Origin of the sequence: Ewingella americana ATCC 33852, from assembly GCF_000735345.1 — a bacterium.
GTDB lineage: Bacteria > Pseudomonadota > Gammaproteobacteria > Enterobacterales > Enterobacteriaceae > Ewingella > Ewingella americana.
The window spans coordinates 25871-51791 of record NZ_JMPJ01000033.1; the positions used below are offsets into that span (position 1 = coordinate 25871).

At 55.8% G+C, this 25921-nt stretch carries 18 protein-coding genes; 5 read left to right on the forward strand and 13 right to left on the reverse strand.

Features of this window, described 5'->3' with window-relative positions; translation table 11 throughout:
- Positions 1–81 precede the first annotated feature (81 nt).
- From GEAM_RS04970 to GEAM_RS04995, 6 genes are all read right to left on the reverse strand, one after another.
- Positions 82–1524 carry a DUF2867 domain-containing protein gene (locus tag GEAM_RS04970; protein ID WP_419471224.1) on the reverse strand — a complete coding sequence of 481 codons (1443 nt, stop codon included), beginning with the start codon at positions 1522–1524 and terminating at the stop codon, positions 82–84.
- Positions 1525–1614: 90 nt separating this feature from the next.
- On the reverse strand, positions 1615–2685 hold the full coding sequence (ltaE, locus tag GEAM_RS04975) for a low-specificity L-threonine aldolase (protein WP_072009865.1): 1071 nt from the start codon (positions 2683–2685) through the stop codon (positions 1615–1617).
- A gap of 44 nt (positions 2686–2729) precedes the next feature.
- Positions 2730–4451, reverse strand: a complete 1722-nt coding sequence (poxB, locus tag GEAM_RS04980; protein WP_034789091.1) for a ubiquinone-dependent pyruvate dehydrogenase — start codon at positions 4449–4451, stop codon at positions 2730–2732.
- A 243-nt stretch (positions 4452–4694) separates the two neighbouring features.
- A complete protein-coding gene (gene hcr / locus GEAM_RS04985) occupies positions 4695–5708 on the reverse strand; it encodes an NADH oxidoreductase (protein WP_034789094.1) in 1014 nt (337 codons plus the stop codon).
- A 47-nt stretch (positions 5709–5755) separates the two neighbouring features.
- Positions 5756–7408, reverse strand: coding sequence for a hydroxylamine reductase (gene hcp, locus GEAM_RS04990; protein ID WP_034789098.1), 1653 nt, complete (start codon positions 7406–7408; stop codon positions 5756–5758).
- 183 nt (positions 7409–7591) lie between these two features.
- Positions 7592–8491, reverse strand: a complete 900-nt coding sequence (locus GEAM_RS04995) for a LysO family transporter (protein ID WP_034789100.1) — start codon at positions 8489–8491, stop codon at positions 7592–7594.
- Between the two features lie 164 nt (positions 8492–8655).
- Between GEAM_RS04995 and GEAM_RS05000 the strand changes: the two genes are divergently transcribed.
- Entirely contained in the window at positions 8656–10389 is a 1734-nt protein-coding gene (locus GEAM_RS05000) for an ATP-dependent nuclease (protein ID WP_034789103.1), read from the forward strand.
- On the opposite strand, the gene GEAM_RS05005 is transcribed toward GEAM_RS05000, so the two are convergent.
- Together GEAM_RS05005 and cspD are read right to left on the reverse strand one after the other, a co-directional pair.
- Positions 10386–11366: a VirK/YbjX family protein gene (locus GEAM_RS05005; RefSeq protein ID WP_034789104.1), complete on the reverse strand. Its 981-nt coding sequence runs from the start codon at positions 11364–11366 to the stop codon at positions 10386–10388. The genes GEAM_RS05000 and GEAM_RS05005 overlap by 4 nt on opposite strands.
- Before the next feature lie 330 nt (positions 11367–11696).
- Positions 11697–11918, reverse strand: coding sequence for a cold shock-like protein CspD (gene cspD, locus GEAM_RS05010; RefSeq protein WP_034789106.1), 222 nt, complete (start codon positions 11916–11918; stop codon positions 11697–11699).
- A gap of 388 nt (positions 11919–12306) precedes the next feature.
- Here cspD and clpS point away from each other — a divergent pair, with 388 nt between their 5' ends.
- Together clpS and clpA are read left to right on the forward strand one after the other, a co-directional pair.
- Positions 12307–12627 carry an ATP-dependent Clp protease adapter ClpS gene (gene clpS / locus GEAM_RS05015; RefSeq protein ID WP_034789108.1) on the forward strand — a complete coding sequence of 107 codons (321 nt, stop codon included), beginning with the start codon at positions 12307–12309 and terminating at the stop codon, positions 12625–12627.
- A 27-nt stretch (positions 12628–12654) separates the two neighbouring features.
- Positions 12655–14937, forward strand: coding sequence for an ATP-dependent Clp protease ATP-binding subunit ClpA (gene clpA / locus GEAM_RS05020; protein WP_034789111.1), 2283 nt, complete (start codon positions 12655–12657; stop codon positions 14935–14937).
- Positions 14938–15162: 225 nt separating this feature from the next.
- Here clpA and infA read toward each other — a convergent pair whose 3' ends face one another.
- The 5 genes from infA to trxB form a co-directional block, all read right to left on the reverse strand.
- Complete coding sequence (gene infA, locus GEAM_RS05025; RefSeq protein ID WP_002211347.1) at positions 15163–15381, reverse strand: translation initiation factor IF-1; 219 nt, start codon at positions 15379–15381, stop codon at positions 15163–15165.
- A gap of 93 nt (positions 15382–15474) precedes the next feature.
- On the reverse strand, positions 15475–16209 hold the full coding sequence (gene aat / locus GEAM_RS05030) for a leucyl/phenylalanyl-tRNA--protein transferase (RefSeq protein WP_034789114.1): 735 nt from the start codon (positions 16207–16209) through the stop codon (positions 15475–15477).
- Between the two features lie 31 nt (positions 16210–16240).
- Positions 16241–17962 (reverse strand): heme ABC transporter ATP-binding protein/permease CydC, encoded by a 1722-nt coding sequence (gene cydC / locus GEAM_RS05035; protein WP_034789118.1) that lies wholly within the window; start codon positions 17960–17962, stop codon positions 16241–16243.
- A 2-nt stretch (positions 17963–17964) separates the two neighbouring features.
- Positions 17965–19737, reverse strand: a complete 1773-nt coding sequence (gene cydD / locus GEAM_RS05040) for a heme ABC transporter permease/ATP-binding protein CydD (protein WP_034789120.1) — start codon at positions 19735–19737, stop codon at positions 17965–17967.
- A gap of 312 nt (positions 19738–20049) precedes the next feature.
- Positions 20050–21015: a thioredoxin-disulfide reductase gene (gene trxB, locus GEAM_RS05045; RefSeq protein WP_034789123.1), complete on the reverse strand. Its 966-nt coding sequence runs from the start codon at positions 21013–21015 to the stop codon at positions 20050–20052.
- Positions 21016–21751: 736 nt separating this feature from the next.
- On the opposite strand from trxB, the gene lrp reads away from it, so the two are divergent.
- Together lrp and GEAM_RS05060 are read left to right on the forward strand one after the other, a co-directional pair.
- Complete coding sequence (gene lrp, locus GEAM_RS05055; protein WP_013574775.1) at positions 21752–22246, forward strand: leucine-responsive transcriptional regulator Lrp; 495 nt, start codon at positions 21752–21754, stop codon at positions 22244–22246.
- Positions 22247–22367: 121 nt separating this feature from the next.
- Positions 22368–25856: a DNA translocase FtsK gene (locus tag GEAM_RS05060; protein WP_034789133.1), complete on the forward strand. Its 3489-nt coding sequence runs from the start codon at positions 22368–22370 to the stop codon at positions 25854–25856.
- Positions 25857–25921: the final 65 nt, after the last annotated feature.

Genomic DNA, 25921 nt, shown 5'->3' on the forward strand with positions numbered 1-25921 from the left:
TTCGTGAAATTGTGCTACTTGCAATCGGAAAGGCGGAAAGCGTGACGCCAGCCGGTGCGACTGCGCGGGAAATAATCCGCGTCACAGGCCGCAGCGATCTTTTTGCCGGGCGAGGCTGGCAATGCGCTTCGCCATGCCACGAAAAATAAACTGATGCGCGGGCATCATGCTGAACCAATAGAGCAAACCGCTAAAGCCCGCCGGGTGCCACCATGCCCGAACATCAATGCTGCGGCTGTCGCCATGATCGGTAATGGTGAAGGTCAGCCGCCCCAGCCCCGGCGCTTTCATGCCGAACAACAGGGAGAGCTCGCGCTGGGGTTGCAGGCCAATCACTTTCCAACCGTCAATCTTATCGCCGAGCCGCAGCAGTGGGCGATCTGGCCGACCATACTTCACGCGGCCACCCAGCAAATCGTCGATTCTGGCCCGCAGTCGCCACAGCTTGTTGGCGTAGAAATAACCCTCTTTGCCGCCCAGTTGCTGAATCACCTGCCACAGCGCGGCTTTGGACGCCGTGGTTTCCAGCTTAAATCCGGCCTGCTTCGGGTAGTAGCCGTAACCCGGACGCCAGCGAGCGCGGGCGTCGGCATCATAATGCCAGTCGGAGGAGTCGAGCACCTGCTGCTCTTCTTGGGCCAGTGTGGCGCGAATCGACTCGTTTACCGTGATCAGTTTCTGCGGAATAAGCTGGCGCAGCGCCGCGCTATCGGCGGGTAAATCGTGTTTTAGCCCTTGGATCAGCGCCTTGGCCAACGGCGTTGGCACCGAGGTGATCAGACTCAGGAAGTAGACTGAAATCAGCGACGTCGGCAGAGGTAATGGCAGCAGCCAGCGGCGTTTGCCACTGATGGCGATAAAACGCTCAAACAGCGTCTGGTAACTCATATATTCCGGGCCACCGGCGTCGAAATGGCGGTGCACCTGTGGGGGAAGGGCAATCAGCCCGCTGAGATAATTCAGCAAGTTTTCCAGCGCCACCGGCGACGATTTCGAGCGCACCCAGCGCGGCGGGGTGAGAATGGGCAGGTTATAGACCATGTCGCGCATCACTTCGAAGGCCGCCGAACCCGCGCCAATCACAATTCCCGCGCGCAGCTCGGTCACCGGGATATCCCCGCGTCGCAGCAGGTCGCCGGTAAGCTTACGGGCTTGCAGATGGGCAGAGTGGCTGGACTTCGGCTGCATCGAGCCGAGGTAGATAATGTGTTTGATGGAGGACTCTTTCAGCGCCAGCAGGGTGTTTTGCGCCGCCTGTCGCTCTTTCTCCAGCAGGTCGTCGTCTTCGCTCATGGAGTGAACCAGATAGACCAGCACGTCGGCACCCGCAAACACTTCTTTTAAACTTTTGCTGTTATACACATCCGCGAAGCAGCAGCGCACATTGGGCCATTTCTGCTGCTCTAGCCACTCGACGCGCCTTGCTGCCGCAGTGACCTGATAGCCCTGCTGGCTGAGATGTGAGGTCAGATGCTGGCCGATGTAACCGCTGGCCCCAAGCACCACGACCCTTGTGGTTGGTATTGACACTGGCATCATCCATTTCGCTCATTGAGGAAAAAATCGATGATAAAAAAGCGGCGCTTAAGCCGCTTTGTTTATTCATCGCAAAGCTTACTTGGCGTGATGTTGCAGGAAGTCTTGCCACAGAGACACGACTTTTTGCAGATCAGCCCGACTAATGTCGATATGTGTGATCAGACGAGTCAGCGGACCGGCGCTGAGGATCACGCCGCGTTCGCGCATCCACGGGCCAAGCTTGGCGGCCAACTCGGCAGATTGCTTGATATATAAAATGTTGGTTTGCGCGCCCGGCGCGGCGATTTCTACGCCAATCGCCCGCAGCTGCTGTTCAAGCCAAACCGCGTTGTCGTGGTCTTCTTGCAGGCGCTCAACGTTGTTTTCTAAAGCATAAATCCCCGCCGCCGCCAGAATGCCCGCCTGACGCCAGCCGCCGCCGGTCATCTTGCGCCAGCGATTGGCGCGGGTAATGTACTCACGGCTGCCGCACAGCACCGAGCCGACCGGCGTTCCCAGACCTTTCGACAGGCAAATGGTCAGGGTGTCGCAATACTGGGTTATCTCAATTAGCGGCACTTTCAGCGCGACGCTGGCATTCATGATGCGCGCGCCGTCGATGTGCAGCGCCAGACCTTTTTCGCGCGTAAATTCAAAGGCTTTTTGCAGATAATCCAGTGGCAGCACTTTGCCGCTGTGGGTGTTTTCGAGGCTTAACAGACGTGTCCGCGCGAAGTGAATGTCGTCCGGTTTGATGGCGGCAGCCACTTTGTCGAGGGGAATGGAGCCGTCGGCGTCCATGTCCAGCGGCTGGGGCTGAATGCTGCCTAGCACCGCCGCGCCACCGGCTTCATACATATAGTTGTGGGCTTTTTGGCCGACAATGTACTCTTCGCCACGCTGGCAGTGGGTCAGCAGAGCCACCAGATTGGCCTGAGTGCCGGTCGGCATAAACAGCGCCGCTTCTTTGCCGGTCAGTTTGGCAGCCAGCTCTTGTAAAGCATTTACCGTCGGGTCATCCCCGTACACATCGTCGCCCACTTCTGCATGGGCCATAGCCTGACGCATTGCTTCGCTCGGGCGAGTCACCGTATCACTGCGTAAATCGATCAACGTCGGAGTCCTTTTGAAAAGTGGAGAAGGGGCGGAAATTGCGCGGGCCGCCATGCGACAACCCGCGCACTACTCACTGCACTATATCCCTGTCGGGGTTATCGCAGCCAGTTGGTTTTCGCCAGTTCTACCACTTCGTCGCCACGGCCGTTGATCACCGCGCGCAGCATATACAGGCTGAAGCCCTTGGCCTGCTCAAGTTTGATTTGCGGCGGCATCGCCAGCTCGTCGGTGGCGGTCACCACGTCAACCAGCACCGGGCCTTCATAGGCAAAGGCGTCTTGCAGCGCGGCGTCAACGTCAGAGGCTTTCTCCACGCGAATACCTTTGATGCCCGCGGCCTCTGCCATGGCGGCGAAGTTCGGGTTTTGCAGCTCGGTGCCGTCAGTCAGATAGCCCCCGGCCTTCATCTCCATCGCCACAAAGCCCAGCACGCTGTTGTTGAAAATGATGATTTTCACCGGCAGTTTCTGCTGCGCCAGCGTCAGGAAATCTCCCATCAGCATGGTGAAGCCGCCGTCGCCGCACATGGCGACCACTTGACGGTTGCGGTCAATGGCCTGTGCGCCCAGTGCCTGCGGCATGGCGTTAGCCATCGATCCGTGGTTGAAAGAGCCAATCAGGCGGCGCTGGCCGTTCATCTGCAAGTAGCGGCAGGCCCAGACGGTTGGCGTGCCCACGTCACAGGTGAACACCGCGTCGGCATCGGCAAAGCGGCTAATCTGCTGCGCCAAATACTGCGGGTGGATGGCCTTTTTGTCGTTGAGGGTGGCGAGGCCGTCGAGGTCTTTACGCGCCTCTTGGTAGTGTTTCAGCGCCTTGTCGAGGAATTTACGGTCGCTCTTCTCCTGCAATTTCGGCAACAGCGCGGTAAGCGTGGTTTTGATATCACCCACCAGCGCCATATCCACCTGACAGTGCGCCCCGATGCTGCCCGGATTGATATCAATCTGAATAATATTGGCATCCGTCGGGTAGAAGGCGCGGTAAGGGAATTGGGTGCCGAGCAGGATTAGCGTGTCGGCATTCATCATGGCGTGGTAGCCGGAGGAGAAGCCAATCAGGCCGGTCATCCCGACGCTATAAGGGTTGTCCCACTCGATATGCTCTTTGCCGCGCAGGGCGTGAACCACCGGCGCTTTGAGGGTTTCCGCCAGTTTCACCACTTCATCATGCGCCCCGGCACAGCCGCTGCCGCACATCAGGGTGATGTTTTTCGCGCCATTGAGCACTTCCACCAACTTTTCCATTTCGGACAGATTTGGCAGCACCAGCGGCAGCTGCGGCGGATACCACTTGGCGGTGGCTGCTTCTGGCGCAGGTTTTAGCGCCACGTCGCCCGGCAGCACAATCACCGACACGCCGCGATTGAGAATGGCTTTGCGCATGGCGATGCCCAGCACCTGCGGCAGCTGGTCGGGATGAGTGATCATCTCGCAATAGTGGCTGCACTCGCGGAACAGCTCGGTAGGGTGAGTTTCTTGGAAATAGCCGCTGCCGATTTCACTCGAAGGGATGTGGGCGGCGATCGCCACGACCGGCACGTGGTTGCGGTGGCAGTCAAACAGGCCGTTGATTAAGTGCAGGTTGCCCGGCCCGCAGGAACCGGCGCACACCGCCAATTCGCCCGTCAGCTGGGCTTCCGCTCCTGCGGCAAAGGCGGCAACTTCTTCATGTCGGGTGCCCATCCATTCGATGGTTCCCATGCGGTTTAAGCTATCACTGAGTCCATTAAGGGAATCGCCGGTGACGCCCCAAATCCGTTTAACGCCAGCCTGTTCAAGTGTTTTTGCCAGCAACGAAGCCACGGTGTGTTTCATAGATCCCTCCAGATAGACTGTTAATCGATCGAATCGATAAGTTAAAAGCTCCGCTAATCATAGTTCATGATGCAAATGTGATTTGTTTCGAGAATGCTTTTAAGATTTCGATAGATTTCCGTAATGGCTATCAACCTTACAGAAAAGGTCAGGGAGTGGGGTTGTAGTTTTGTAAATCTACCCGGCCTTACTGTAAATCTGCATGTCTACAGGCTAGGCCGGGAAGGATTGGGAGAAAGGTGTTTAGGCGAGGGTGACGTCGCCCTGCAACTGGCAGCTACAGGCCAGCACGTAGCCGTCGGCTATCTCGGCGTCGGTTAGGGTCATTTGGCTGCTGGTGGTGAAGTCGCCTGAGATCACGCGGGTTTTACAGCTGCCGCAGACACCGGCGCGGCAGGCGGCATTGACCGGCACCAGATGCTGCTCCATCGCCGCCAGCAGGCTTGAACCCACCGGCACCTTGAAGTGGGAAAGGGGCGTCAGGCGCGTCATGGTCAGCTGTTGGTCGCTCTGCGGCTCGGCAACCGGCTGGTGGAACTGCTCGGTGACGACGCTATCGCCCGCCGCGCCCAAGGCATTCACCCACTGTTCTGCTAGCTGCATATAAGGCGCCGGGCCGCAGATCATCACTCTTCGCGCCGCCATGTCCGCGACGCCGGTCTGTAGCAAGTCTTGACTCAGTCGCCCGGCGATAAAGCCCTGTTCGGCACTGTTTTCAGCCAGCAACGTTAAGATTAACTGCGGGTGGCGTGCGGCCAGTTGCCGCCACTGGTCGGCGAAAATCACATCCTGCGGGCTGCGCACGCTGTAAAACACGGTCACAGCTCTGGCAGGCGTGTGCTGAAGAACATCGCGGCAAATCGACATAATTGGCGTCACGCCGCAGCCCGCCGCCAGCAGCAACAGGGGCTGATCGCCGTCGCAAACAAAGCTGCCTTGGGCATCAGACAGCCACAGATAGTCTCCGGCTTTCACTTCTTTCGTCAGCCAGTTCGAGCCTTGGCCGTCGGCGATTTGGCGCACCGTCAGGGTGATAAAGGGACTAACGCCGGGCGTGGAGGAGAGGGTATAAGCGCGCTGCACCTTGCCGCTACGGCCAATATTCACCAGCGCAAACTGGCCGGGCCGGTAGTCATAGGTGACGTGGCTGAACAGAGATAAAGTCCAGACATCGGCGGTTTCCTGCTTGATATCATGCACCTGCATGCGGTTCGGGCACAGCAGCGTGGGTTGGTCGGCAAACAGTGGGAAAGTCATGGCGAGTTCCTTGAGCAGGGCCGGTGGCGCGCACCGGCCAACTGAAATTATTGTGGCAACATCTGGCGCAGATCGTCCTCAACCGAGGTAATGGCGCGCAGGCCGAATTTTTCATTCAGCACGTTCAACAGGTTTTCTGTCAGGAAGGCCGGAGCCGTCGGGCCGGTGGCAATATTCTTCACTCCGAGAGAGAGCAGGGTCAGCAAAATAACAATCGCTTTCTGCTCAAACCATGACAGCACCAGACTGAGCGGCAGATCGTTGACGCCGCAGCCCAGCTTGTCCGCCAGATGAACCGCCAGCATGATGGCCGAATAGGCGTCGTTGCACTGGCCGACGTCGAGCAGGCGCGGCAGCGGGCCGAGGGTGCCGAAGTCCAGCTTGTTGAAGCGATATTTGCCGCAGGCCAGCGTCATGATCAGGCAGTCGTCAGGCACGGCGCGGGCTAAGTCGGTGAAGTAACTGCGTTCGCCACGGCTGCCGTCACAGCCGCCAATCAGGAAGATGTGGCGCAGCTGTTTGCTGGCGACCAAGTCAATTACCGTGTCCGCCGCGCCGAGCAAGGTTTCACGGCCAAAGCCGACGGTGATCTCTTGCTCGATTTCACTGTATTTGAAGCCCGGCTCTGCCAAGGCTTGGGCAATCACTGGCGCGAAATCTTCCCCTTCCAGATGCTTCACGCCCGGCCAGCCGACAATGCTGCGGGTCCAGATCCGGTCGCCGTAGTTGCCGACATTCGGGTCAATAATGCAGTTGGAGGTCATCACCACTGGCCCCGGGAATTTAGCGAATTCACTCTGCTGGTTCTGCCAGCCGCTGCCGTAGTTGCCCGCCAGATGCGGGTATTTCTTCAACTGCGGGTAGCCGTGGGCGGGCAGCATTTCCCCGTGGGTATAGATGTTAATGCCCGTGCCCGCGGTCTGTTCGAGCAGCATTTGCAAATCTTTCAAGTCGTGGCCGGAGATCAGAATGGCTTTCCCCGCGCGAGGTTTGACGTTAACCACCGTCGGCTGCGGGTGCCCGTAGGCGTCCGTTTCGCCTTTATCGAGGATTTCCATCACGCGGAAATTCATCTTGCCGATGCCCATGGCATTTTCCAGCAGAGTAGTCATGTCGGCAGGCTGGGTGCCGAGCCACGCCATGATCCGATGGTAATCGGCATAGATATTGGTGTCGGACTGGCCCAGCACGTGGGCGTGTTCCATATATGCGGCGGCCCCTTTCAGGCCATACAGGCAGAGCAGGCGCAGGCCGTGGATGTCGTCGCCGACCTCGGCTTTATCGCTGTTCAAGGCAAATTGCTGGGCCTGAATTTGTAGCTGGTCGATGGCGTCGCTGGTTAAGGTCAGATTGGCCAAAGGGTGCTGATTGCTGATGGCCGGGTCCATCAGGCGGCACTGGCTGGCAAGGGATTCGCGATAACCAATGGCTTCGCGGGCATAGGCCACGATGCGCGCCGAATCGAAGTTAACGTTGGTTAAGGTTGAGAAGAAGGCGCGGGGCGCAAAGGCGTCAATTTCTGCGTCAATGATGTCATAGCCTCGGGCGATCAGCGCCCACGAGGATAAGCCCTGCAACACTGCTACCAGCAGGTCTTGCAGGTCAGAGGTTTCAGCCGTTTTGCCACACATCCCCTGCGCATAGGCGCAGCCGCTGGTGGTCGGGGTTCTTACTGTTTGTTCACATTGCACACAAAACATCATCCGTTCCTTTTATAAGTTGCATTTATAATGCATGTTTTAGGCTAAGCCTAAGACGCAACAGATAAGAAATGAAGTGCTTTATGGAATAACTGCCGAAGGGTTGATTTAGCGCAAATTCTTAAGGCTGATCACCGCGCTGGTGGGGGCCAGCGCGGTTTTCATCAAGTCGAATGGAACAGGTCAGGCGGAGAAGAAGGCCATGAGGATTGGCGCGATAAGACTCAGCAAGAAGCCGTGAACCACCGCCGGTGGCACCATGTCCAGCCCGCCGCTGCGTTGCAGTACCGGCAGGGTGAAGTCCATTGAGGTCGCGCCGCACAGGCCCAGCGCCGAGGAACGGCTGGTGCGCACCAAGGTTGGGATGAGCATAATGGCGCACAGCTCGCGAGCCAAATCGTTGAAGAACGCCGCGCTGCCGACCACCGGGCCGAAAGAGTCGGTTAACACGATGCCCGACAGTGAGTACCAGCCGTAGCCCGAGGCCATCGCCAGTCCGGTATTCAGCGGCAGGCCGAGCAGCAGCGCGGCCAGTGCGCCACCGACCAGTGAGCTAACCGCAACCACCGACGCCACCAGCATGCCACGGCGATTAAGGATGATTTGGCGCAGCGTCATGCTGCTGTTACGCAGTTGCATACCCACCAGCGCCAGCAGGAAAATCAGCGCCACTTCGCTGGCTTCGGAGGCGTAAGTCAGCCAGTGCCACTGGGTCAGGCCGAGCAGGAAACCGGCGATCACCACGCCGCACAGCTTGAGCGAATCAATCGCCATATTCAGGCGAGATGGCAGGGACTCTTGCTGATGATTGGATTTCCAAGGTTTACGCTTCTCCAACAGCCAAAGTGCGACAAAATTGAAAATGAAAATGCACAAGAAACAGACCGCGGCGTATTTGAAAATCAGCAGCAGGTTAGTGCTCAAATTATCGAGAAAAGCCAAGCTGACGCCCATGATGAACAGGATCACGTAGACCATCCAACTCAGCAGACGGTTGATGGCATAGAGCAATGCCGATTTTTTTAATGGAATGAGGTAGCCGATGATCAGCGGCAGAAGAATGATCAGTAAACCTGAGTACATGAAGCTTTCCGTGTGGTTGCGAGTCCTAAATGGGCGGTCAACACGCTAACCAAAAGCCGTGACAGTGTAAAGTCGCTTTAAGCAGCAAATGGCGAGGCAATATCTTGACCAAACAGCATTTTTCACGCCATGCTGAAAACAGATGAAGCAGAAGGGAGCGTCCGATGTATCTGGAACATATCGATATTGCAGGATTTCGCGGTCTAAATCGGTTATCGCTAACCTTGACCCAACCCACGCAGCGCGGTGCTTCCATCAGCGGCCCGCTGGGCGAGGAGGACGTCTCCTCGGTCACCACCAATACCGTGCTGGTGGGGGAAAATGCTTGGGGTAAATCCAGTTTGCTGGATGCCCTGACACTGCTGCTCTCACCCGAACCCAAGCTTTACTGCTTTAAAGAAGAAGATTTCTACTTCCCCGCTGGTGAACAGCAGGCCAAATCGAAATACCTGCACGTGGTGTTCACCTTCTGCGAGAATCAGGCTGGGCACCACACTTCGCCGCGATTCAACCCGCTTTCTCCTTTATGGGTGAAGTGCGCGGACAAGCTCACGCGCATCTATTATCGCCTCGAAGGGGAGCTGGACGATGACGGCAGCGTGCTGACCCTGCGCAGCTTCCTCTCGGCCAACGGCCAGCCGCTGAATCTGCAAACTATTGATCCGCTGGCGCAGGCCTTAATTACTTTAAATCCGGTGCTGCGGCTGCGCGATGCGCGCTTTATTCGCCGCCTGCGCAGTGAGACGCTGGCCCCGCGCCTCGCCAAGAATAATGAAGAGATGGCCAAGCAGCTCGACGACCTGACGCGCGGGCTGATCCACAACCCGCAGAACCTGACCAACAGTGAGTTGCGCAGCGGGCTGGCGGCGATGCAGCAGCTGTTAGAACACTATTTTGCCGAGCAGGGCACCAGCAGCAGCGCGCCGTGGCAGCAAAAGCGCCACGGTCGGGCCGAGAGCCGCCGCGCATGGCGCTCACTCGATAACATCAACCGCATGATTGCCGAACCGAACAGCCGCAGTATGCGCGTCATGCTGCTGGGGATGTTTTCCACGCTATTGCAGGCCAAGGGGTCGGTAGTGCTGCACCCCGATGCTCGCCCGTTACTATTAATAGAAGACCCCGAAACCCGTCTGCACCCGATTATGCTGTCGGTGGCGTGGGGACTGCTCGATCAGCTTCCCTTACAGCGCATTACCACCACTAACTCTGGCGAGCTGCTGTCGCTGGTGCCGGTAGAGCAGATATGCCGATTGGTGCGCGAGTCAGGCCGGGTCGCGGCTTACAGCATCGGGCCGGAGGGGCTGAGTTCGGAAGACAGCCGCCGCATCGCGTTTCATATTCGCTTTAACCGCCCGTCGTCGCTGTTTGCCCGCTGCTGGCTGCTGGTCGAGGGTGAAACGGAAGTGTGGCTGCTCAACCAGTTGGCGCGCCAGTGTGGTTACCACTTCGAGTCAGAAGGCATCAAGGTGATTGAGTTCGCCCAGTGCGGCCTTAAGCCCTTGCTGCGCTTTGCTCGCCAGATGGGAATTGAGTGGCACGTGCTGGTGGATGGCGACGAGGCCGGGAAGAAGTATGCCGCGACGGTGATCAGCAATGTTGAGAAATACGACGACACGCTGCGCTACCGGCTGACCGCGCTGCCTTCGCAAGATATTGAGCATTTCCTCTATCGCGGCGGCTTTGAGGATGTTTACCGCCGCAATGCGGCACTTCCTGATACGCTACCTATGTCGCCACGGCGTATTATCGACAAAGCGATTCACCGCACGTCGAAGCCTGATTTGGCTATCGACGTGGCGCTGGCGGCGTCCCAACGTGGCGTGGGGTCTATTCCGCCACTGCTGCGGCAGATGTTCTCCCGCGTCGCATGGCTGGCGCGGGGTAGGGCGGACTAGGCGGCGTCGTTCTTGCGGCTGGCCGCAAAACCCTGCGAGAAGGTTTGGCGGATCTGCGCTTCCAGCGAATCCAGTAACTGGTAGCGGCGGCGATACTCAGAGCGACGCTTGCTGGCTATCTCTTCCAGCGAGCGGTGTGGGATCTGCCGTGGCAAATGGTAGTAATCATCTTCCTCCAGCTCGCCTTGCAGGGTTTCCCAGAAGCTGTCGTAGTCAGCGAACATCATGCCTTTACGCTTCTTGTAGCGCGCATTCTCATAGATGTGGGTTTTATTGGCGACGGCGACGATTTGCGTCATTTGGGTCAGCTCGGCCAGCAGCAGCGTGGCTTCCATCACCAGTTTTTTCGGGAACAGGCCGTGGCAGGCTTTGGTGGCTGCCTGAATCTGCGAGTGCTCAACGTGGGCGCGCGGGCCTTGAATAGCGCCAATAAACAGCGTTGGCTGGCCGCGGTAGTTAATCAACGCGAAGGTGACGGTGGCCAGTGGCTCGCCGTTTTCCAGCGTGAACATCAGCGTGGCTTCGCCTTCTTTATCTAAACGCCCGGCGGCGTTGAACTGAATAAAGTAGCGTTGATCCTCTTTGCCTTCCAGCGTAGCGATGTGCAGCGGCTGGTCAGAAAAATGGGCATGCGCCAGCGCTGGCGGCACTTGTGCTGCGAAGTGATCGTAGTGGGCGATAATATTTTTCAGCGCAATCTCGCGGTTTACTTTCACCGACTGGTACACACGGTGCAGCTTGCAAGGCAGGGACGGCGCGGCGCGCAGCATCTCATCACGCAGTGGGTGGCTGGCCAGATAATCCAGCAAAGAGAGCGTGGATTTCGGCGCCATCAGGGTGCGCAGTAAGAATTTAAAGCGATAGCTGGTCCGGTTCCAGGCAGGGCCAGGCACCATTCGGCGGGAAACCAATGCGGATAACATCTGCATACCAGAGTGTATTTTTTTATCTTCGATTGGGTAGCTGATTGCACTCATCGTTATGTACCTGCTCTTCACAAGCCCTCAAGGGCTGAATGTCGTTATTTGAGCAGTTGGTGAATAAACCAAATATCAACGGTGATTTTGATCACAGCGGGAGATTTACAATTGTTTGGGTTCCGTTTAGTTGAAGTTACCAAATGTAAATAATTAGCTAGCGATGCATCTAGGGCGCGCGGCAAAACTGACAATAATGTGCTTTTTTATTTTTCGGGGCTTGAAGGCCAATCGTTTCTCCCCCATAAATAAAAATGCCAGTCAAGATGAGACTGGCATTTGGCAAAGAGTACGCAACATGATGGTGTGGCAAAAAGGCGTTGAGTAGGGTCAGGCGACCGCTTCACTTTCCACCGGAATGATGAGGCTTGCATGATTTCCTTTTGGCCCTTCATGGACATCGAAGCTGACTAGCTGCCCGGCTTTGAGGGTGCGGTAACCCTCCATCTGGATAGTGGAATAATGAGCAAAGATGTCTTCACCGCCGTTTTGCGGACAGATGAAACCAAAGCCCTTAGCATTATTGAACCATTTAACAGTACCCGTCTCCATGCTTCTACTTCCCTCTCAAGACTATTTGGTGAGTTGAAGAGATTGAGCTAATTAGTGAGCACGAATGCCCGTACGTCGCTGAATACAGGCACTAATCGCCGGTATTTTGCACACGAAATTACACTCTAGTGGAATTGATCTGGACGTCAAGGGAAGGGCATTTGTCATGCCTGAGCAGATAGCCAAACTTTGAAGCAGGTAACGATCCTGAAATAATGTGGTCATTATTTCAACGATTTTACCGATAGCAAAGAGAGGAAGATGTGCGGGGGCATGATGCATTAAGAGATGGTAAAATGAATGTTAAACGTCATGACGAAAGCTGGGGCACAAGGGTGCCAGACAATGCTGACGTCATAACAGACCTTCAGAAGGTGATGGACAGGCAATGGGTAACAATCAAGACTGGCTAAATTTCGAACACTTGGCGGCGGATAAGCTAAAGGATGAGGTAAAACCGCCATCTATGTATAAAGTTATATTAAACAACGACGATTACACTCCGATGGAATTTGTGATTGACGTTCTGCAAAAGTTCTTTTCTTATGATATTGAACGTGCAACGCAACTGATGCTCCAGGTGCACTATAAAGGCAAAGCTATTTGTGGAGTCTATACCGCTGAAGTAGCCGAAACCAAAGTCGCACATGTGAATAAGTACGCCAAGGAGAACGAGCATCCGTTGCTGTGTACGCTGGAAAAAGCCTGATTAAGGCAATCTATTTGGGAGGTGCCTATGCTCAATCAAGAACTTGAACTCAGTCTCAACATGGCTTTCGCAAGAGCCCGTGAGCACCGGCATGAGTTTATGACCGTGGAGCACCTGCTGTTGGCGTTGCTTAGCAACCCGGCAGCCCGTGAAGCGCTTGAAGCTTGTACCGTTGACCTGGTGGCGTTACGCCAGGAACTGGAAGCGTTCATCGAACAAACCACGCCCACCTTACCTGCCAGTGAAGAAGAGCGCGACACCCAGCCTACGCTGAGTTTCCAGCGCGTTCTGCAACGTGCGGTATTCCACGTGCAATCTTCCGGTCGTAGTGAAGTGTCTGGCGCAAACGTTCTGGTCGCGATATTCAGCGAACAGGAATCCCAGGCCGCATATCTGCTGCGTAAACATGACGTTAGCCGTCTCGACGTGGTGAACTTCATCTCTCACGGTACCCGTAAAGATGAGCCAGGTCAGGCGCCAAACAACAACGCAGAGAACCCAGTTAACGAAGAGCAGTCGGCGGGGGAAGATCGTATGGAGAACTTCACCACTAACCTTAACCAGTTGGCGCGCGTGGGGGGTATCGACCCGCTGATTGGCCGTGACAAAGAGCTTGAGCGTGCGATTCAGGTTCTCTGCCGTCGTCGCAAAAATAACCCACTGTTGGTGGGGGAGTCAGGCGTGGGTAAAACCGCTATCGCCGAGGGTCTAGCCTGGAGAATCGAGCAGGGCGACGTGCCTGAAGTGATGGCCGATTGCACCCTGTACTCACTCGACATCGGTTCACTGCTGGCGGGCACTAAATACCGCGGTGACTTCGAAAAACGTTTTAAATCACTGCTGAAGCAGCTTGAGCAAGACAAAAACAGCATCCTGTTTATTGATGAAATCCATACCATCATCGGGGCAGGCGCGGCGTCTGGCGGCCAAGTTGATGCAGCAAACCTGATTAAGCCACTGCTTTCTAGCGGCAAAATTCGGGTTATCGGCTCAACGACTTATCAGGAGTTCAGCAACATCTTCGAAAAAGACCGTGCTTTGGCGCGTCGCTTCCAGAAGATTGATATTACTGAGCCAACCGTCGAAGAGACCGTGCAGATCATTAATGGTCTGAAAACCAAATATGAAGCTCACCACGATGTGCGTTACACCGCGAAAGCCGTGCGCGCTGCCGTTGAGCTGTCAGTGAAATACATTAATGACCGTCATCTGCCGGACAAGGCGATTGACGTGATTGACGAAGCGGGCGCGCGCAGCCGGTTAATGCCGGTCAGCAAGCGCAAGAAAACGGTTAACGTCAGCGACATCGAAAGCGTGGTTGCGCGCATCGCGCGTATTCCAGAGAAAACAGTATCGGCCACCGACCGTGACGTGCTGAAGAATCTGGGCGATCGCCTGAAAATGCTGGTATTCGGGCAAGATCCGGCGATTGAAGCACTGACCGAGGCGATCAAAATGAGCCGCGCCGGTCTGGGCCAAGATCATAAGCCTGTCGGTTCCTTCCTGTTCGCCGGTCCGACCGGTGTGGGTAAAACCGAAGTGACCGTACAGCTGGCGAAAGCGTTAGACATTGAGCTGCTGCGTTTCGATATGTCCGAATACATGGAGCGTCACACCGTCAGCCGTTTGATTGGTGCGCCTCCGGGCTATGTCGGCTTTGACCAAGGCGGTTTGCTGACTGACGCGGTACTGAAGCACCCGCACGCGGTTGTGCTGCTGGATGAAATCGAGAAAGCGCACCCGGACGTCTTCAACTTGCTGTTGCAGGTGATGGACAACGGTACGCTGACCGACAACAACGGCCGTAAAGCGGACTTCCGTAACGTCATTCTGGTCATGACCACCAACGCCGGCGTGCGTGAAACTGAGCGCAGATCTATTGGTCTGGTGCATCAGGATAACAGCCCGGACGCGATGGAAGAGATCAAGAAAGTGTTCACGCCAGAGTTCCGTAACCGTCTCGACAACGTGATTTGGTTCAACCACCTGTCTACTGAAGTTATTCAGCAGGTTGTCGACAAATTCATCGTTGAACTTCAGGCGCAGCTGGATGCGAAAGGCGTGTCTCTGGAAGTCAGCGACGAAGCGCGCGACTGGTTGACAGTCAAAGGCTACGACCGCGCCATGGGCGCACGTCCAATGACCCGTGCCGTGCAGGAAAACCTGAAGAAACCGTTGGCTAATGAACTGCTGTTTGGTTCGCTGGTTGATGGCGGTTCAGTCTCCGTGGGCCTCGATAAGAGTGCCGATAAACTGACGTACCATTTCATGAGTGCGCAGAACAAGAAAGCGGAAGGCGCGGTGCACTAATCACCGGTAGCTGAAAAGTAAAAAGGCGATGGAAACATCGCCTTTTTTTATGCCTGTTTTCCGTCAAATTTCAGTTGAGTGAAGGTAATAACCTGAAGCTGATAAAAGAGGAAAATAGCGGGAAGTGCCGAATTGCGGACACCACAAAACGCCCTTGCAAAAGCAGGAAGGGCGAAGAGGGTATCCTCGGATATCGCTGGAAATCAGCGATGAGTGAGCCGCCTGTTAGCGGCTACGGAAGACAATGCGGCCTTTGCTCAGGTCGTAAGGAGTCAATTCTACAGTGACTTTGTCACCCGTCAGGATGCGGATGTAGTTCTTACGCATTTTACCGGAGATGTGTGCGGTGACTACGTGCCCGTTTTCCAACTCAACGCGGAACATAGTGTTTGGCAGCGTATCAAGTACGGTGCCCTGCATTTCAATATTGTCTTCTTTGGCCATCGAATCCTCTAGGTCTAACTACCATAGTTTTTAACCGGCGTGATAATGCCGAAAAACCCACATTATGTAAAGAAGTATGGTTGACGATCGCATCTATTCCCTATCCATCGGGACTGTCGGCAGGTCTTCATAACGTGGGGATAAGTCTTGGGGCAGCCAGCATTCCGGCGGTAATTGTTGCTGTGAAAGCCGGGAAAGCGACTGCAAAAATTGGCGGCGTGGGATCTCTCTCGCACCCAGCGACGCAGTGTGAGGGTTGAGCACCTGACAGTCAATCAGTTCTCCACCATAGCGGGTGAAATGTTGGCAAAAAATCATCACGGCGCACTTTGAGGCGTTATCCCGGCGGCTGAACATTGATTCTCCACAGAATAATCCGCCGACATTCACGCCGTACATGCCGCCCACCAGTTCATCGCCGTCCCACACTTCAATCGAGTGCGCGTGACCCGCTTCGTGCAACTCCTGATAACCGCGTTTGACCAGCGGGCCAATCCAAGTGCCTTCATCACGCTGCTGAGAGCACGCGTGAATCACCTCAGCGAACGCTTTGTTAAGCGTGAAGCGATAGGGTTCCCGACGCATAAAACGGCGCAGGCTGCGGCTGATATGGCGCTCTTCGGGGTAGAGCACGGCCCGTGGGTCAGGGGACCACCATAGAATCACTTCCCCCGGCTCGAACCAAGGGAAGATGCCGCTGTGATAAGCCGAAAGCAGGCGAGGGGAGGTTAAATCCCCGCCCAGCGCCAGCAGGCCGTTGGGTTCATGCAGCGCCGTCTCCGGGTTAGGGAAGGCGACGGAGTTAGCTTCAAGCTTGACTAACCGCATAGGGTCCTTATTCATTGGTCAAAAAAGTCGGTCAGCCGCGCGCACGAAAACGTGCATAGCGACTCGCCATGCCGATCAGCGCGTGGTGAGAGCCTTCCTCAACGATTTGACCCTCTTCCATCACGCAGATCTTATCCATATTTTCCAAGCCGTAGAGGCGATGGGTAATTAAGATTAGCGTCTTTTTTTCACAATGTTGGCGCAGCAGCGCCAGAATATGACGTTCGGTTTCCGCGTCCAGACCCTCTGTCGGCTCATCCAGCAGCCACAGCGGCGCGTTATGCAAGATAGCGCGCGCCAAGCCAAGGCGACGCTGTTCGCCGCCAGAGAGCTGTCTTCCGCCTTCTCCTAGCCAGCTGTTTAAGCCATCGCCGACCAGCAAGGCTTGAAGATCAACCGCTTCCAGCGCCTTGACCAGTTGCTCGTCGCTACTTGCCGGAGCCACCATGCGCAGGTTTTCCCGCAGCGTGGTGTTGAAGATATGCACTCGCTGGCTGACCACGGTCATCGTTTGGCGCAGCGTGGCTTCATCGTAATCCGTAATCGCCGTGCCGTTAATGTTCAGGCAGCCTTGGTTGCTGTCCCACGCGCGGGTGATCAGCTGTAACAGCGTCGACTTACCGCAGCCGGTTTGGCCGAGCAGCGCCACGTGTTCGCCAGCATTAACCTGCAGATTGATGCCTTTCAGCACCGGCAGCGGCTGCCCCGGATAAGTAAAGCTTAGGTTTTCAATCTCCAGCGCGACCTGCTGTTCAGCCTGTGGGCCGTGCGCCGGGAAGCTGACGGCGGGCTGCTGCTGAATTATCTGCGTTACGCGCTGGGCCGAGGCAATGACTTGCCCCAGATGCTGGAAGGCCGCGGCGACCGGGCCGAGCGCCTCGAAGGCGGCCAGCGGGGTGAAGACAAACAGGGCAATCAGCGCGCCGGGCTGGACGATATCGCCAATGCCACCGGCAGCCAGCCACAGCATCAGCGTAACGGTCAATCCGGCGCTGGCAATGATCATCGCCTGCGACAGGCCTGAAAGCTTGGCTTGCTGCTGTTGGCGGCTCACCCAGCGGCTTTCCGTCTCATTCATGCTCTGGCGAAAACGCGCCTGTGCGCCAAACACCGCCAGTTCTGACTGGCCCTGCAACCATGAATTGAGCTGGGTGCGATAGGTGCCGCGCAGCTCGGTTAATTCGCGGCCAATCGGCTGGCCCGCGCGGTAAAACACCAGAGGTAACAACAGCATCAGCAGCAGCATGATGCCGCCGAGCGTCAGGGCCAGATGCAGGTCGAGGAAGCTCAGGCCAAAAGTGACCACCACGATGATCACCAAGGCGCTGACCAGCGGCGAGATAACCCGCAGGTAGAGGTGGTCGAGCGTGTCGACGTCGGCAACCAGCCGATTGAGCAAATCTGCCTGACGGAAGCGGGCAATGCCGCCCGGAGAGAGCGGCATGATTTTGGTGAAGGTGAACACCCGCAGATGGGCTAAGACGCGGAAAGTGGCGTCGTGGCTCACCAGACGTTCCGCATAGCGCCCCGCCGTGCGGAAGATTGCCGCGCCGCGCACACCGGCAGCGGGCAGCATGTAGTTGAAAGTATAAAGCCCGGCGAGGCCCGCCAGCGCTGACGCCGCGAGGAACCAGCCGGAGAGGGTCAGCAGGCCAATACTCGCCAACAGGGTGATGATCGCCAGCACAATGCCCAGCGACAGGCGCAGCCAATGGCGGCGATAAAGAGCCAGATAAGGCAGTAGAATTTTCATGTTTATAGCTCCTGACTGCGCTGAGCTAACAATCGGGAAAATGCGCCATTCCCGCTCGCCAATTGTTGATAACCACCTTGCTCAATCAGCAAGCCTTTATCCATCACCCACACTTCGTCGTATTGCTGAGTGTCTTCTAACTGATGGGTCACCAGCAGCGTGGTTTGTGATTGAGAAGCCACGTTCAGCGCCTGCATCACCCGTTTTTCACTGTGAGCGTCGAGGCTGGCGGTGGGTTCATCTAACAGCAGCAGGTGGCAAGGGGAGAGCAGGGCGCGAGCCACGGCAACGCGCTGAGCCTGCCCGACTGAGAGCCGCGCCGCGCTGTCGCCAAGCTCGGTGTCTAAACCTTCAGGCAGCAGCGGGAGAAACTCGCTGACATAGGCGCGCTCGATGGCAGATTGCAGCTGCGCTTCGCTGGCATCCGGCCAGCCCAGCAGGATATTGGCTCGCAGGCTCTGCTCCGGAAGGTGTGGGTTTTGCCCCACCCAGCTGAGCTGCTGGCGCCAGTCCGCTCGGGCTATCTGCTGCAATTCGATGCCATTGGCCTTGAGTGAGCCTTGATAAGGCAGGAAGCCGAGCAGGGCATTGAGCAGGGAGCTTTTCCCCGCGCCGCTCAGGCCAACCAGCGCCACGCGCTTGCCCGCAGGCAGGGTGAAGTTGAGCGGGCCAGCCAGCGTTTTGCCGTCCGGCGAGCGGATAATCAGGTCGACGGCTTCCAATGAAATGGCGCTCTCTGCCTCTGTCGGCCAAGGCTGGGTGCCTTCGCCCTGACTTTCAGCTTCGGCACTCAGGAAGGTCAGCAGGCTCTCTGCCGCGCCCACCGCCTGCGCTTTCGCATGGTAGAAAGTGCCTAAATCGCGCAGCGGCTGGAAAAACTCGGGAGCCAGTATCAGCACCAAGAAACCGGCAAATAGCGTGACGGGCGTGCCGTAGCTGCCGAAATTCAATTCTCCAAGATAGGAGAAGCCGAAGTAGACCGCGACCACGGCGATGGAGATTGAAGCGAAGAACTCCAGCACGGCGGAAGATAAAAACGCCAGACGCAGCACGTCCATGGTGCGAGCGCGGAAGCTTTCGGTGGAGCGTTGGATCTGCGCTGTCTCGGCCTTTGCGCGGTGGAACAGGCGCAGCGTATCCAAGCCGCGCAGGCTGTCCAAGAAATTGCCACTCAGGCGGGCGAGGGCGGTGAAGTTGCGGCGATTAGCATCCGCCGCGCCCATGCCGACCAAGGCCATAAAGATAGGAATTAACGGTGCGGTGACCAGCAGGATCATGCCCGCGGCCCAGTTGATCGGGAAAATACTCACCAGAATCAGCAGAGGAATAATCCCCGCCAGCGCAATCTGCGGCAGGTAGCGGGAGTAGTAATCCTGCATCTCTTCGATTTGCTCGAGGATGATGGTGGCCCAGCTTCCCGCTGGTTTGCCTTGGATCCACGCCGGGCCAAGCTTCTCCAACCTGTCGAGCACCAATTTGCGCATTTCCCGGCGAATAATTTTGCCGCAAATAAAGCCCACTTGCTCACGCAGCCAAGTGACCACGGCGCGAAGAATGAAGGTCAGTGCCAACAGCAGGAAGCTTTGCACCAGCTGGTCGCGAGGCGTGTTTTGAATAATTAAGCTGTGGAGCAGGCCCGCCATTAACCAAGCTTGGGCAAGAATGAGTAAACCGGAGAGTAAGCCCAGCATCATTGAAAGGCGTATCCAGCCTTTGGCGCGTGAGCTTTGTTGCTTTAACCAGCGGGTGAGTTCTTGTTGTCGTGTTTTATTCATCAGGCAATCAGTCTGCGCAGCAATACAGAAATCACAGGGGTATTTCCGTATAGAGTGACATGCGATTGAACGGAGAGTCAGGATGACGCAGAAGAAGCCCGCTCGCAGGTCGCATGATCCAAAAAAGCGCCGCCACGGCGGTGCCATTACCCGTGCATTCCGAGCTGAGTCGAAAGCTCGCTCATGTTACATGTTCGGACTTACGCTGAAAAATCTATTTCTATAAAAACGGTTATTTGCATAGAAAACAAAACAATGAGGCGACCGATTGGCCGCCTCATGAGGAGTTAACGCTTGTCTGGCATTCAGCAATTATACGGCTGGTTTCGCCAAGCCGTCCAGATAGCGTTCTGCGTCCAGCGCGGCCATACAGCCGGTGCCCGCCGAGGTAATTGCCTGACGGTAGATGTGGTCCATCACGTCGCCCGCAGCAAACACGCCTGGGATGCTGGTCTGAGTGGCATTGCCTTGAATGCCGGACTGCACTTTGATGTAGCCGTTTTCCAGCTCTAACTGACCGTCGAAAATGGCGGTGTTAGGGCTGTGGCCGATAGCGATGAACACGCCCGCGACGTCCAGCTTGCTCAGCTCGTCGGTGCGCGCATCACGCAGGTTGGCCCCGGTTACGCCCATCTGGTCGCCCAGAACTTCGTCCAAAGTCTTGTTGGTGTGCAGCACCACGTTGCCCTTGGTGGCTTTCTCATTCAGACGGTCGATAAGAATTTTTTCAGCGCGGAAGCTGTCGCGGCGGTGAATCAAATGCACTTCTTCGGCGATGTTTGCCAGATAAAGCGCTTCTTCAACTGCGGTGTTACCGCCGCCGACCACGGCAACTTTCTGGTTGCGATAGAAGAAACCGTCGCAGGTTGCACAGGCAGAAACGCCTCTACCTTTGAACGCTTCTTCAGAAGGCAGGCCGATATAGCGCGCAGAAGCACCGGTGGCGATGATTAACGCGTCACAGGTGTACTCTTCGCTGTCACCGAACAGGCGGAACGGGCGGTTCTGCAAGTCAACTTTGTTGATGTGGTCGAAGATGATCTCGGTATTAAATTTCGCGGCATGCTCGTGCATGCGCTCCATCAGACCCGGACCTGTCAGGCCCTCTGGGTCACCCGGCCAGTTTTCCACTTCGGTGGTGGTGGTCAATTGACCGCCTTTTTCCACGCCGGTGATCAATACCGGATTCAAGTTAGCGCGCGCTGCATAAACCGCAGCCGTGTAACCTGCTGGACCTGAACCTAAAATCAATAGCTTACTGTGTTTAACCGTACTCATGAGCAATTCATCTCCGTGATGGCGACTAGCAATGAACCGATTGTAGGGAAAACCGCGCAGTAAAAAAAGCAAACTCAGATGTTGTTAACGATTTGTCTGATAGTTTTTAATTTCAAACCCACGTACAACTACACCCCGGCTAGCTCTCATTTGGGGTAACTGATTGAAGATTGGATAAATAATCGGCAATGAATATGTTGTGAGCTTGTTATTTTTCAATCAGACGCTGGCCTTTTCGCGGCAAATCCCGACTTTATGTAGGCTTTAGCACGAAAAAGCAGGTTAATTGTTTTGTTATTATTGGTCGTTGAAAGATAGGTAAAAACGGGGCTGTGAGATTTCAATCTGGCACGTTCTTCTGATTTTGCTTCTTTTACTTTGACAATCCGCTGTGCATTTGCGAAAACATCTAGGGACGAAGAAATTAATCGCCTGCCTGTGACTTGAAATTCTACGATCAGCTGCTACCTGACATGTTCAAGGTGTTGTTTCGCTGGTTTTTTCTTGTGCAGGATTTAGTGAAAACAGCGAGCTTTGCGCAAGCTATTCATTTCACAGCGATATTTCTTCTCGGTATGGCGTCAATGAATGCGTTTTCTTTCGACAGGGGACTCACGCAATCAAACGGCTTACTAAAACCTAAAACTATCGGGTCTTCGCTTGGGACAAACCCTGACACATTGAAGTTGGCTAGGGTATGGCAGGTGCAGGGAAGGACAGCAGAGAGACAATAATAATGGTAGACAACAAAAAGCGTCCGGGAAAAGATCTCGACCGTATTGACCGTAACATCCTCAACGAACTGCAAAAGGATGGCCGGATCTCAAACGTCGAGCTTTCCAAACGAGTGGGATTATCTCCAACACCGTGTCTGGAGCGCGTTCGTCGTTTAGAACGTCAAGGCTTCATTAACGGATATACCGCGTTGCTCAATCCACACTATCTGGATGCATCGCTGCTGGTGTTTGTTGAGATAACACTCAACCGTGGTGCACCGGACGTGTTTGAGCAATTCAATGCAGCAGTACAAAAACTTGAAGATATTCAGGAGTGTCATTTGGTTTCTGGGGATTTCGACTACCTGTTGAAAACCCGCGTACCTGACATGTCAGCCTATCGTAAGTTGTTAGGTGAGACATTACTTCGACTGCCGGGCGTTAACGACACCCGCACCTACGTGGTGATGGAAGAAGTAAAACAAACCAACCGTCTGGTTATTAAGACCCGGTAAAGGTTCAGGTGCAAAACCTTATAAATTTAGCTACACTCCTGTGTATCTATACAGCCCCGGCGCCGAGGCCCGTTCTCGGCGCTGTTGCTTTTTCAGCCCACAGGAACCTGGAGAGCCTTTCTTGAGCCAGGAATATACAGAAGATAAAGACGTTACCCTGAAAAAACTGAGCAGTAGCCGCCGCGTGTTGGAAGCTGTTCTGGTAGTGGTAGCCGTTTTCGCCGTCTACCTTATGGCGGCGCTGGTGAGTTTTAACCCCTCAGATCCAAGCTGGTCGCAGACCGCATGGCATGGACCTATTCATAACTGGGGTGGTGGTGTAGGTGCGTGGATGGCCGACACCTTGTTCTTCATTTTTGGCGTATTGGCTTACGCTATTCCCCCTATCATGCTTTGCCTGTGTTGGGCGGCGTTTCGTCAGCGTGATAATCAGGATTACATCGACTATTTCTCTTTGTCGCTGCGACTTATTGGTACGCTGGCGTTAATTCTCACGTCTTGTGGACTGGCAGCATTCAATATTGATGACCTTTATTACTTTGCCTCAGGCGGCGTGATTGGCAGTTTGCTGACCACGGCGATGACTCCTTGGTTTAATAATGTCGGCGCGACCATGGTTCTGCTCTGTATTTGGGCGGCGGGTCTGACACTGTTTACCGGCTGGTCATGGCTGACGATTGCAGAGAAAATTGGCGGCGTGGTGCTGGGTGTTACCACCTTCATGACCAACCGTTCGCGTCGTGACGATGATTATGACTATGAAGATGATCACCATGAAAATGTTGCTCATGATAGCCATGACGATCCGTTACTCGACTCTGATTACGTGCCTTCTGCAGCAGCTAAAGCCGCCGCGGCTGCGACCGCCAGTGCCAAAGTCGCACCGGCCAATGCCGCCGTGGATGATGAAGATGACGTGCTGTTCTCCGCGCCGTCGCTGCATGACAATGCCGAGGCCAAAACTCAGCCAGAAGCTGCGCCAGTTCAAACACCTGCTCCAGCGCCAGAGGCGACTCAGCCTGCTGCGAGTGAGGTGAGGGCACCAGCACCTGAAGTTGAGATGCCTGCTGCGCCGGTAGCGCCGGAGCCAACTATTGCTCCCGCACCGCCGCTGTATAGCTTTGAAATTCCGCAAGAAACGCCAGCTCCCCAGCAGCCAACCAAATCGCCATCTTATGATGACGATGAGCCACGCTTAGGCAATTGGCAGGCCAGCGCGCCTGCTGAGCCGGAACGCTCGCCGTTTGATTTCAGCACCGCCCAGCGCGACAGCAGCGAAGTGAACAGTCTGGCTGCGACCGCGGCGTTGGCAACAGGTTTAGCGCAGGCCGGGCAGTCAGCCAGTTCTGCTACTAATACCTTTATGCCCGCCTTCAGCGCGGTCAGTGACGGCAATTCGCAAGTCAAAAAAGGCGTGGGTCCTGAGCTGCCGAGGCCAAATCCGGTGCGTATTCCAACGCGTCGTGAATTGGCTTCTTATGGCATCAAGTTACCTTCGCAGCGCATGGCCGAACAGCAGGAGCAGCTTGCTGCCCAGCAGCAGCCTGTTGCGCCAGTAAATGATGTAGACGGCGAGCAGGGCGATGATGAAGCCGCACTGCAAGAGGCGGCACTGCGCCAGCAGTTTGCCCAGCAACAGAGTCAGCGTTACGGCGATGAGCACGTCGCGACAGAAGAAGATGAAGAGGCGGCCTTGCAAGAAGCCGAGCTTCGTCAGGCTTTCGCCGCCCGTGAGCAGAACCGTTATCAGCAGGAAGAGCAGCAAGACACCCAGCCTGCTTACTCTCAGCACAGCTCGCCACAGCAGAACCCAGTCTCTTCTGCGGCAGCGGATGCTCTCGCTGCTGCCGCGATGAACATCAGCACGCATGATGCGTTCACCTTCTCGCCAATGGCGGATTTGGTGGATGACACGCCAACAGAACCTCTGTTTACGCTATCGCCGCACAAAGAAGAAGATGAGCCAGAAGTGCCGAGTTTCGGCCAAAGCTATCGTCAGTCAGCGCCGCAGCACCAGCCTATCGAACAATATGAGGCACCGGAGCAATCGCAACCTGCTCAGCCGAACATGGATAGCCTGATCCACCCATTCCTGATGCGTCACGAGCAGCCGCTGGTCAAACCGACCACGCCACTGCCGTCGCTCGATTTGTTAACCTCGCCGCCAGCCGAATCTGAGCCGGTAGATGAGTTTGCACTGGAACAGATGGGTAACCTGATTGAAGCGCGTCTGAACGATTACCGCATCAAAGCCGACGTGGTTGATAAGCTGCCGGGGCCGGTGATCACCCGTTTCGAATTGGATCTGGCACCGGGCGTGAAAGCGGCACGTATCTCGAATTTGTCGCGTGACTTGGCGCGTTCACTTTCGGCGGTTGCGGTGCGCGTGGTTGAGGTTATCCCTGGAAAACCTTATGTCGGATTGGAGCTGCCAAACAAGAAGCGCCAGACCGTTTACCTGCGCGAAGTGCTGGACTGTGCCAAATTCAAAGAGAGTCCTTCACCTCTGACCATCGTGCTGGGTAAAGATATCTCGGGTGAGCCCGTCATCGCTGACTTGGCTAAGATGCCTCACTTGCTGGTAGCAGGTACCACCGGTTCTGGTAAGTCGGTCGGCGTTAACGCCATGATCCTCAGCATGCTCTACAAAGCTACGCCGGAAGAAGTTCGCTTCATCATGATTGACCCGAAAATGCTCGAACTTTCGGTCTATGAGGGCATTCCACACCTGTTAACCGAGGTGGTCACTGACATGAAAGACGCCGCCAATGCGCTGCGCTGGTGTGTCGGTGAGATGGAACGCCGCTATAAGCTGATGTCGGCATTGGGTGTGCGTAATCTGGCGGGTTATAACGAGCGAGTTGAGCAAGCCGAAGCCATGGGCCGCCCGATCCCGGATCCATTCTGGAAACCGGGTGATGGCATGGCCGCTGAGCCGCCTTATCTGGAAAAAGAGCCATTTATTGTCGTGTTGGTCGATGAGTTCGCTGACCTGATGATGACGGTAGGTAAGAAGGTTGAAGAGCTGATTGCGCGTTTGGCGCAGAAAGCCCGTGCGGCCGGTATTCACCTGGTTCTGGCAACCCAGCGTCCGTCGGTTGACGTTATTACCGGCTTGATTAAGGCTAACATTCCGACCCGTATCGCCTTTACCGTGTCGAGTAAAATCGACTCCCGTACCATTCTGGACCAAGGTGGCGCCGAGTCCCTGTTGGGCATGGGTGACATGCTCTACATGGCACCGAACTCGTCAATCCCGGTTCGTGTTCACGGCGCATTTGTCCGTGACCAGGAAGTCCACGCCGTGGTTCAGGACTGGAAAGCGCGCGGTCGTCCTAAGTACATCGACAGCATCCTTGCGGGTGGTGAAGATGGCGAAGGCGGCGGCGGTGGTATGGACAACGATGAAGAGCTGGACGCGCTGTTTGATCAGGCCGTGGCTTTCGTGGTCGACAAGCGTCGCGCGTCAATTTCCGGCGTTCAACGCCAGTTCCGCATCGGCTACAACCGTGCGGCGCGAATCGTTGAACAGATGGAAGCGCAGGGCATCGTCAGCACGCCGGGCCACAACGGTAACCGTGAAGTCTTAGCACCACCTTCTCACGAATAATATCGTCGAATGCACAAAGGTCGCGGTTGCGGCCTTTGTGCAAAGAAGCGTAAACCCCCTGTTTT

Coding starts and splice junctions, on each gene's coding strand:
- cydC (WP_034789118.1), bottom strand. CDS start 17,962: ATGAAAATTCTACTGCCTTATCTGGCTCTTTATCGCCGCCATTGGCTG.
- GEAM_RS05005 (WP_034789104.1), bottom strand. CDS start 11,366: ATGAGTGCAATCAGCTACCCAATCGAAGATAAAAAAATACACTCTGGT.
- cspD (WP_034789106.1), bottom strand. CDS start 11,918: ATGGAGACGGGTACTGTTAAATGGTTCAATAATGCTAAGGGCTTTGGT.
- GEAM_RS05000 (WP_034789103.1), top strand. CDS start 8,656: ATGTATCTGGAACATATCGATATTGCAGGATTTCGCGGTCTAAATCGG.
- poxB (WP_034789091.1), bottom strand. CDS start 4,451: ATGAAACACACCGTGGCTTCGTTGCTGGCAAAAACACTTGAACAGGCT.
- hcp (WP_034789098.1), bottom strand. CDS start 7,408: ATGTTTTGTGTGCAATGTGAACAAACAGTAAGAACCCCGACCACCAGC.
- clpA (WP_034789111.1), top strand. CDS start 12,655: ATGCTCAATCAAGAACTTGAACTCAGTCTCAACATGGCTTTCGCAAGA.
- aat (WP_034789114.1), bottom strand. CDS start 16,209: ATGCGGTTAGTCAAGCTTGAAGCTAACTCCGTCGCCTTCCCTAACCCG.
- infA (WP_002211347.1), bottom strand. CDS start 15,381: ATGGCCAAAGAAGACAATATTGAAATGCAGGGCACCGTACTTGATACG.
- ltaE (WP_072009865.1), bottom strand. CDS start 2,685: ATGGCGGCCCGCGCAATTTCCGCCCCTTCTCCACTTTTCAAAAGGACT.
- lrp (WP_013574775.1), top strand. CDS start 21,752: ATGGTAGACAACAAAAAGCGTCCGGGAAAAGATCTCGACCGTATTGAC.
- cydD (WP_034789120.1), bottom strand. CDS start 19,737: ATGAATAAAACACGACAACAAGAACTCACCCGCTGGTTAAAGCAACAA.
- hcr (WP_034789094.1), bottom strand. CDS start 5,708: ATGACTTTCCCACTGTTTGCCGACCAACCCACGCTGCTGTGCCCGAAC.
- trxB (WP_034789123.1), bottom strand. CDS start 21,015: ATGAGTACGGTTAAACACAGTAAGCTATTGATTTTAGGTTCAGGTCCA.
- clpS (WP_034789108.1), top strand. CDS start 12,307: ATGGGTAACAATCAAGACTGGCTAAATTTCGAACACTTGGCGGCGGAT.
- GEAM_RS04995 (WP_034789100.1), bottom strand. CDS start 8,491: ATGTACTCAGGTTTACTGATCATTCTTCTGCCGCTGATCATCGGCTAC.